Source organism: Hyalangium sp. (genome assembly GCF_035629615.1).
Lineage (GTDB): Bacteria > Myxococcota > Myxococcia > Myxococcales > Myxococcaceae > Hyalangium.
The window spans coordinates 1-8,985 of record NZ_DASPHO010000099.1; the positions used below are offsets into that span (position 1 = coordinate 1).

General features: G+C 68.6%; 8 protein-coding genes. 7 read left to right on the forward strand and 1 reads right to left on the reverse strand.

What is annotated here, in order from left to right:
* The first annotated feature begins 195 nt into the window (after window positions 1-195).
* The 5 genes from VD972_RS04555 to VD972_RS04575 all read left to right on the forward strand — a co-directional run bounded on the left by VD972_RS04555 (window position 196) and on the right by VD972_RS04575 (window position 6,539).
* Window positions 196-1,266: a hypothetical protein gene (locus VD972_RS04555; RefSeq protein ID WP_324981304.1), complete on the forward strand. Its 1,071-nt coding sequence runs from the start codon at window positions 196-198 to the stop codon at window positions 1,264-1,266.
* Between the two features lie 31 nt (window positions 1,267-1,297).
* Window positions 1,298-2,566, forward strand: a complete 1,269-nt coding sequence (locus tag VD972_RS04560; RefSeq protein ID WP_324981307.1) for a hypothetical protein — start codon at window positions 1,298-1,300, stop codon at window positions 2,564-2,566.
* Window positions 2,567-2,584: 18 nt separating this feature from the next.
* Complete coding sequence (locus VD972_RS04565) at window positions 2,585-3,334, forward strand: hypothetical protein (protein ID WP_324981309.1); 750 nt, start codon at window positions 2,585-2,587, stop codon at window positions 3,332-3,334.
* A gap of 211 nt (window positions 3,335-3,545) precedes the next feature.
* The gene (locus VD972_RS04570) at window positions 3,546-3,767 is read left to right on the forward strand and encodes a YHS domain-containing protein (protein WP_324981312.1); all 222 of its coding nucleotides are present in this window, start codon (window positions 3,546-3,548) and stop codon (window positions 3,765-3,767) included.
* Between the two features lie 63 nt (window positions 3,768-3,830).
* On the forward strand, window positions 3,831-6,539 hold the full coding sequence (locus VD972_RS04575; RefSeq protein ID WP_324981315.1) for a carboxypeptidase-like regulatory domain-containing protein: 2,709 nt from the start codon (window positions 3,831-3,833) through the stop codon (window positions 6,537-6,539).
* Window positions 6,540-6,564: 25 nt separating this feature from the next.
* Here VD972_RS04575 and VD972_RS04580 read toward each other — a convergent pair whose 3' ends face one another.
* Window positions 6,565-7,293 (reverse strand): GNAT family N-acetyltransferase, encoded by a 729-nt coding sequence (locus tag VD972_RS04580; protein ID WP_324981318.1) that lies wholly within the window; start codon window positions 7,291-7,293, stop codon window positions 6,565-6,567.
* Between the two features lie 152 nt (window positions 7,294-7,445).
* Here VD972_RS04580 and VD972_RS04585 point away from each other — a divergent pair, with 152 nt between their 5' ends.
* Complete coding sequence (locus tag VD972_RS04585; RefSeq protein WP_324981322.1) at window positions 7,446-8,270, forward strand: sterol desaturase family protein; 825 nt, start codon at window positions 7,446-7,448, stop codon at window positions 8,268-8,270.
* Window positions 8,271-8,333: 63 nt separating this feature from the next.
* Window positions 8,334-8,985: pyridoxal-phosphate dependent enzyme (locus tag VD972_RS04590; RefSeq protein ID WP_324981326.1), on the forward strand; the 652-nt coding region annotated here is incomplete at its 3' end.

Consider the following 8,985-nt stretch of genomic DNA (forward strand, 5'->3'; position numbering starts at 1 on the left):
ACCGCGCCGCCGTGGTCGCGCCGGTTCTGCACCCAGCCGAAGAGAACCACCTCCTGGCCAATATGCTCCTTGGTGAGCTGGCCGCAGCTATGGGTACGCTTGACCTCGGTAATGAACGGGACTGCCATGACACCGCCTGCGTTGTTGAGCGTTTCGGGAAGAAGAAGGGGCGGCACCATACGGAGCGTGGAAACGATGCGTCAAGGAATCCGGAGGCCAGGCCGTCCCCTCCCACCGTGGGGGTTCTGCCTGCTGCTGGCCCTGGGGGCCCTGCCCGCCCGCGCGGCCACCCTCATCGCCGAGCTGAGTGCCAGCCAGGACTCCCGGGCGTGGACGCTGCTGGGAGATGTGGAGCTGCGCGAGGACAGCACGTTCCTCACCTTCGGCTACAGCGGCCTGATCCCCGGCCCCGACACCGCCCCCACCCACCAGCTCTCCCTGGGGGTGGACCAGGCCCTGTCCGATCACTGGCTCGTCTCCGGCGGGCTGATTGCCAGCCTGCCCAAGACGACCCTCACCCCGCTGGCCCGGGAGATGCCCCGGCTCGGGCTGCCGGCCCTGGGCGCGCGGACCTCCTATAGCAGCCAGGGGCTCGCCCTCTCGGCGGGCTACGACTCGGGCGGGCTCTCGGACGTGGAGTACGGGCTGGACGTGGGCGTGGGCCTCACCCGCTATCCCCTGCGCCGGGCGCTCGTCTCCCGCCGAGAGGGAGAGCAGCCCCGGGTCATCTTCCAGCGCGAGGAGCAGCTGGGCGTGCTGAGGCCCTCCCTGGGAGCGCGGCTGCTGCTGGGGGCCCACTGGGAGCTGGGCCTGCGCGGCGGCCTCTACCTCTATAGCGACGATCCGCTGAGCACCGGCCAGTTCTCCGAGGAGGAGCAGCAGGCGCTGGCCGAGCGCTATGCCCAGGTAGGAGACGATCGTCCCCTGCAGCGTACCTTCCTGGAGGATCTGTACCGGGATCTGGGCAGCGCGGTGGCAGGCCGGCTGGGGACGGTGACGGGCCTGCCCAGCGCCCCAGCCCGCTTTGAAGTGAAGCCCTCCGTCACCTGGATCCTCAACTCCACCGTGCGGGGACAGCTCTCCTACGCCTTTACCGGCTACGTGCCAGGCCAGGGCCACGGCCACTTGCTGGCCACCCGGTGGACGTTCCGCCTGGGCGAGCCTGTCCGGCTGTGGGCCTCCGTCGCCCTGCAGGTAGACGTTCCCGAGGAGAGCGACCCCTTCCGCACCGGGCTGGCCACACTGGGGGCGGAGTACACCTTCTGAATGTCCCGCCAGCCGTAGTAAAACCCCCGTCATGCATCGAACAGTCATTGCCGCCGCGCTCCTCTTCCTCGCCGCGTGCGAGCCCGTGCCGCAGGATCCGGTGAGGGTCCGCGCGCTCGTGCTCTCCGGGAACGGGAGCTACATCACCCAGGAAGTCACCCTCAACACCCTCACGGACATCATCCGCATGGAGGGGGATGTCGCGAAGCTGATCGGCGGCGCCCGGATCGTCCTGGACTCCACCGATCCGGAGCAGCAGGCGGCCAGCACGGAAGAAGGCTTCGCCAACGCGCTGGTCCAGGCCGAGGGCCGGCCCGTCACCGCCAACTGGATCACCCAGGACAACGTGCTCTGGCCGGCGGACTTCCACACCTGGAACCTCGTCACGGCCTATTACAACTTCGAGAAGTCCCGCGAGTACTTCAACACGGTGGGCAACATCCCCCTGGCGGACTTCGGTGGGCCCGCCACCGTCTACTACTTCCCCGACTTCATCCTGAAGGACGCCAACCCGGAGCCCATCAAGGACAACGCGTTGTGGTTCGCGCCCACGCAGTCCTTCATGCTGGCGCCCTTCGACGCGCTGCAGCGCGCCCCGCTGGCCATCAACTCCGGCATCATGTCGCACGAGTACGCGCACATGGTCTTCAACCGGAAGGTGTACGGCTCGCGCCGGCTCCCGCCTCCGATCCTCGAGTGGGGCGCTGTGGGGGCCAGCCCGGGCGCCAACCTGATCAAGGCCCTGGACGAGGGCCTGGCGGACTACCACGGCTACGGCGTCACCTGTAAGAGCGCCACCGGCTGCGACTCGCGCTTCTTCCGCACCTCCTTCGACGACAACCTGAGCAACGATCGCGATCTGGCCAAGACGGACCGGTGCGTGGACGCCTTCATGCGCGATCAGCTCAACAACGCCGCCCTGGGCACGTTCTCCGCGCAGGGGCTCGAGTACAAGCTGGGCTCCATCCTCGCCAGCGCGCTCTACCAGGCCGGGGAGAGCACCGGGCAGCGCGAGGTGCTCATGCGCGCCATCATCTCCGCCTACTCGGACGAGACGGCCAACAACCCGGGCCTCAAGCAGCTCGTCACCCTCAGCCAGAACAACCAGCAGAACTTCAACCTCACCTCCGTGGCCGCGGTGTTCATCAAGCATGTCACGGACGTGCCGCTGAAGACGGCGCTGTGCAACGAGCTGATCGACCACCTGCAGATCCCCGCCGCGAGTCTGGTGGGCCCTGGCCTTCCCTGCCCGGCCGCGGCCCAGGGCGGAAACACCTGCACCAAGCTGCCCCCTCCGTAAGCCATGAGGACCTCACCCTTGTACGCACGCCTCCTGCCCCTGCTCCTCGGGGCGCTCGTCCTCTCCACCCCCGCCCTGGCTCAGGACGAGGACGACGCTCCCCTCGCCTACCCGGATGATGACGAAGAGGTGGAGGACGCCCCGCGGAAGCTCCCCCCCCGCAGCAGCGATCCCACCGCCGACCATGACCGCATGGCCGACGAGCGCGCGCAGGAGGACGACTTCGAGCGCATGGCCGGCGACGATGACCCGAACAAGGGCTTCGCCGGGGAGCTCATCATGGGCGCCATGCTGCTCGAGAGCTCTCAGGGCCGCTTCGCCGATCCGACGTTCGGGCTCGGCCTGCGCTTCACCTGGGAGTACGGCCGCATCCTCAACAACGAGCCGCTGCGCGAGACGCTCTGGCTGGACGTGCGCTGGATGATGGCGGGCTCGAGCGCCGGCACGACGCTCATCAACGGCAGCTCCCGCAACCACTACTTCTCGCTGGCGCCCGCGTACGAGTTCGTCTTCGGCGCCGAGAAGACCTACGGCGTCTTCGGGCAGGTCGGCGGCGGCTTCGCCTACCAGAGCACCTCCCTCGCCATCGGCGAGGAGCTCACGCCGGTGAAGGGCATCAAGCCCCTGCTCCAGTACGGCGTGGGCTTCCGGGGCCGGCCTCGGCTCTCGGAGCGGATGAGCCTCTCCTTCCGCCTGGAGCTGATGCGCTTCCGCCGCGGTTATATGGATGACACCTTCGTCGGCGGCAGCATCGGCACGGCCTTCTGAGCGCTCGCCCCTTTCTCGGAAGTTGGAACCGGGGGGGAAGTTTTTTCCCCCCGGGGGGCCGTGAGCGCCTCCCTGCCTGACCGCGATCCCCTGCCATTTCTGGGCCTTGAGCCACCCAGGCCACTGGCACGTGTCGTGCTTATCCTTGGGGACGGGTGAGGGCGTATGAGCCGTGCAGCGACGGCCGACGTCCCAAGGTGGGAGGCGAGTGATGAACAGCGTACAAGGCCGTCACCTCGATCCAGTCTGTGGACGACAGTTGGAGGAGCCAGAGGGGCAACCCTCGACGGAGTACAAGAAGCGCCGGTACTTCTTCTGCTCGGACCGGTGCCGCAGCGCCTTCGAGAAGCAGGCAGAGCGCTTCCGGCTGAGCGAGCTGGCGCGGGCCGGCGCGCTGCTGTCTCCCGGCCGCGTGCGCTGGGGCATCTCCTGAGGAGTTTCCTCTAGACTGGCCCTGACCGGGGTGTGGCGCCCTACCCCGGCAGGGGATGCGAAGATGCAGCGCTGGCTGATCCTCGGAGCCGTCATCGCCACGTTGGGCGCGCTGCTGTACCTCCACCTCGAGCCGGAAGCGTCGTCCTCCCTACTGACTGCCGAGGATGAACCGCGCGGCACCTCTTGGGACGGCGCGCGGCAGTGGCTCCCTTGGGGGGTGAGCCTCCCAGAGGGCGAAGCCCACGAGAGCGGACCGCCGGCCGAGCCCTCCGGGATGCAGCCTGCCGTCGCGAGCGAGGAGGACGTGCCGGACCTGCCTGGGACCTTTTCCCTCTGGGGCCAGGTCACGGATGAGAACGGACAGCCCATCGAGAAGGTTCGCGTCCGTGCCCGTCCCAGCGACAACTCCTTCGCGGAGACGAGGGCCCGCTGCGAGACGGATGCGCAGGGACGATTCCGCCTCCGGTCGCTCTTCCCAGGGCACTATGACATCTCCTTCCAGAGGGACCGCTTCCTGCCCCAGAAGCTCGAGACCTGGGCGCTCACCGCGAACCCGCCTCCGCTCACAGTCATGCTCCTGTCGGCCCCCACCATCCAGGGCCGCGTCGTGGACGCCAGCGGCACCCCCCTCGGTGAAGCACGGGTCGAGCTCTACAAGCTGGAGCGCAGGGTTGTGCCTCACCTGGAGCCATCACCTCCCGGGGAGCTGGCGGAACTCCGCGGGCTCCGAGAGAAAGCGATTCGCTCCTTCGAGGAGAGCACCCTGACGGACTCGAACGGCACGTTCATCCTGGACGCGCCCAAGCCCGGCACCTGGATCGTCCAGGCCGAACACGAGGGCTTCAACGCAGTCGAGCGGGAAGTCTCTTCGCCCGCAAAGGACGTGTGGCTCGTGCTGGGAGTGGGCACGAGGATCGACATCACCGTCGTGGATGAACAGGATCGCCCCGTCCCCCACGCGAGCGTGGGGCTGTGGCGGGACGGCGGCGACGAGTCCTTCACCGCCAAGGTCACCACCGACGAGGCGGGGCATGCAGGCCTGCAGGGGCTGGAGGCCGGACAGTACGGGCTGGTGGCGATGCCTCCAGAGAAGGCGGGATTCCGGACGGCGACCGCGTCGCTGACCGTGCGCGGGGAAAAGGCCCAGCAGGTGCTCCTCCGGTTCCAGGAAGGCTTGCGCCTCTCGGGAGTGGTCACCAACCGCGCCGGGACTCCCCTCCCAGAGGTAGAGGTGAGAGCCTCCGCTCTGCTGCACCCGGCGCTGGAGCACCAGCCCCTGGAGGACATCCCCGCGAGTCTGCTGGCCTCCCTGGCGCCGGGGGTGGCCTTCGAGGACTCGTCAGAGTGGCGGGCCTTCCTTCTACGGCTGAGGTTCGACCGCTTCAGCGCTCCGCTCCAGGGACGCACCGGGCCAGACGGACGCTTCACCCTGCCGCATCTGCTGCCGTTCTCCTATCGGGTCTCCTTTGAAAAGAAGGGGTATGCCTTGGCCGAGCGCCCGAGCGGAGGGGCATCCAGTGCTCTCCCGGGAGCAATAGATGTCTCCCCGAGCCAGGGCGAGCTGCGCGTCGTCCTGACCTACAACGGGCGCGTGTCGGGACGAGTGGTGCGCGCCGGGGATGGCGAGCCCCTCACCCACTTCCTGATCGATGGCGAGCCCTACACCAGCCCGGACGGCACGTTCACCCTGACCGCGGGGGAGCCTGGGGCCCACACGATGAAGATCCTGGTGCCCGAAGTAGGGGGCCTCCATCGGGAGTATGAGACACGCGAGGGCGAGGACGTGGATCTGGGCGACCTCGTGTTGGGAGAGGGACGCCCAGTACGCGTACGGGTGGAGAACAGCGTGACCTCGCTGCCCATCTCCGATGTCCGCCTGCAGCTGCAGGAAGAACTGCAGGGCGGGGAGCCGGCCCGAGTCGAGCAGGTGAGCGATCTCAGCGATATCGAAGCGTTCGAGAGGATCCCACCGGAGCCCGGGTACTCAAGCCAGCAGGAGGGCCCCCGCGCGCTCACCGAGCTGGAGCTGGGCGTCGAGGACCCGCCCAAGACGACGCGGGATGGTACCTGCCTGCTACCGGATGTGCCAACCCGGCCCCTCGTCCTCCTGGCGAGACGAAAGGGCTATGAGCCTGCGCGCGTAGCGCTCTCTCCTGAAGAGCACGAGGTCACCCTTCGCTTGCGACCCTGGGCCACCGTGCAGGGATGGGTCCGGGTCGGCGGAGAGCCCATCGCCGAGGGGGACGTGAACTTCTACACCCTGGAGGGTGACCGCCTGACGGGCCTGGAGGTGAGAAATGGCTGGTACTCGGGCCATCACTTCCCACCAGGGACCTACATGGTGCAGGCGGATTGCGACAGCTGTCCGGCTCCGAAACCCGTCTTCGTGGCGCAGTTCCTGGAAGTGCCGGGCCCCGGAGGCAGGCTCTCGCTGGACTGGCAAGAGGCGCGCGGCGCCACCCTGGAGGTCCTCGTCCCCCCTGGGTTGGGCCGGCTCACGCTCCTCCAGGGCCACCCCCCTCTTCCCACCACGTCCAAGCAATACGACGCGATCGCCCGGGCTCACCATCCTCGCGAGCACCTGGAGAGCACCCCAGGGTTCCGTTTCCGCGACGTTCCCCCGGGCCGCTACACCCTCCTCTTCTCCTACGAGAGGAGCGATGGGAATGACTTCTTCCAACGGCGAGAAGTGGACGTCCCTGTGACCGGGGTCCTCCGCATCGAGCTGCCACCCGATGACTCAGCACCGCGAGAACATGCGGAGGAATAGGGACGCCTGAAGCGCCCCGAGCAGGCTACCTGTCCCGTGTGAAGGCGGCCGCGAGGATCTGGGGAGAGAAGAGGAAGAGGTGGTCAACCACCTCGAAGCCCAACTTCCGCGCCAGGAGGCCAGAGGCAGGGTTGTCCTCCGCGGCGCACCATACCGGCTCCCGGCCACGCGCCCTCATGGTGCGAGCCACCGCAGTCACCACCTGGGCAGCGAACCCACGCCGGCGATAGGGCTCGAGTGTATCGATCGAGATATCCCAGAGCGTCTCGCTGACTGCCCCCGCGTAGGAGAACGAGACGGGAAGCCCCTCACAGAGGGCTGTCGCGACCGGCACACGCTCGAGCGCGGCAAGCAGCTCGGCATGCAGCTCCTCGGGGACATGCGTGAGACGCGCTTCGTCGCCCGGGCCCAGCCACTCGATATTGCCTTCGCTCGCGAGGGAGGCGCCGTCTGCCAGACGCGCGAGTGTCGCCTTCGTTCCAGCAGCGCCGAGCATCCGAGCCAGATACGGCTGGTCGTCGGGGACCACCACCAGCTCTGCCTCCGGTGCCTCCCGGAACGCCTCCGCGAGCAGGTGCGCAGGCGGATGGCCGAGGGCAAAGAGACCGGCCTCGCCAACCTCCCCAGCACGAACCACCCCCGCTTGGATCGTCCCGTAGAGGGCAGCCGGAATGCGCTCGAGCAGCGCACCTCTCAGCTCCAGCCACCGGGGGACATCTGGGAGTTGCGAAAGAAGCTCGGAGAGTGGGTCCACGCAAGCAGCCTGCCACTCCGCGCATCGCGCAGCCACCACCGTCCCGAGCAGCGCCATCTCCAGCGCGGCATGGGATAGCGGTGGCCAGTCCTGAGCGACGGCGGCGCGCTAAGCTTGCCAACGGTCTATGCTGCCGGCGGGAGGTGAGCCCCATGGAGTCCACGCTCGTGACGGTGCTGTTCACAGGCCTGGTGGTCTCGGGGCTGGTGAAGCTCTCGGCGCTGGGAGTCGGATGGGGACTGGCCCGCACACGGCTGGCGGAGCGGTGGCGGGTGTACCGGCGAGCGCTGGCACCCGGGCAGCTTCGCAGCGAGGCGTGGGCTGCGGTCGGGGTGGTGCTCTGCGATGCGCTGCTGGTGGGGCTGTTCCGGTACTTCTCGGGCCCCCGCATGGCACCCTTCAGCGTGCCCGTGGCGCTGCTGTCGTACGCGTGGATGTTCGTGGGCTTCGAGGTGTGGTTCTACGTGACGCATCGGCTGCTGCACACGCGGCGGCTCTACCGCTTCCATTCGCAGCACCACGTGGCGCAGGTGACGGAGCCGCTCACCTCCCTGTCCTTCTCGCTGGTGGAGCGCCTGGTGCTGATGGGGGGCGGCATGGGCATGGTCGTCCTGGCCATGCAGGTGATGCCCGTCACGCAGGCCGGCGTCATGGGGTACATCCTCACCAACTACTTCCTCAACGTGGTGGGGCACAGCAACACCGAGTGGCTGCCCCGGCGCTTCGTGTCCTCGTGGGTGGGGCGCGTCTTCTTCACGCCCACGTTCCACGCGCTGCACCACGCCCGCTACCAGGGGCACTACGGGCTCTTCACCGTGGTGCTGGACCGGTGGTTCGGCACGGCGTTCCACGACTACACGCTGGTGCACGCCCGGGCACGCGAGGGCCAGGGGTTGGTGCGCATCGGAGAGCGGCTGTCCCCTGTCCCCGTTCCGGAGGCGCTCCCCGCCACGCAGAGCGAGAGCAAGGCCGCCTGATCGATACGGCTTTGCCGGCTCTGTCTCCAGGGGTAGACAGATCGCCCCACCTGCGAGCAAGCCGTGACCCTGCCCATCTCCCGAGACGACCTCCGCGCCGCCCACGAGCGCATCCGCCCTTACATCCGCCGGACGCCCGTGTGGAACCTGCCGAGCGGAACCCTGGGGCATGACGGCCCGGTGAGCCTGAAGCTCGAGTTCCTCCAGCACGCCGGCTCGTTCAAGCCCCGAGGCGCCTTCAACACCCTGCTGACGCAGCCGATCCCGAAGGCAGGCGTGGCAGCGGCCTCGGGAGGCAATCACGGCGCGGCGGTCGCCTATGCGGCGCGACAGCTGGGCATCCCGGCGCGCATCTTCGTGCCGGAGATCTCGAGCCCCGCGAAGGTGGAGGCGATCCGCCGCTTCGGCGCCGAGGTGGTCATCGGCGGCCAGCGCTACGCCGATGCGCTGAGCGCCTGTGGCACGTACATCGCTGAGACGGGCGCACTGTCCGTCCACGCCTATGACGCCCTCTCCACCATCCAGGGACAGGGCACAGTGGCGCTCGAGTGGGAGGAGGATGCCCCCGGGCTCGACACGGTGCTCGTGGCCGTGGGTGGCGGCGGGCTGATCGCGGGCATCGCGAGCGGGTGGGCAGGGCGAGGCATCCGGGTGGTCGGCGTTGAGCCCGAGGGTTCGTGCGCGCTGCATGCGTCGCTGGAGGCGGGTCGCCCGG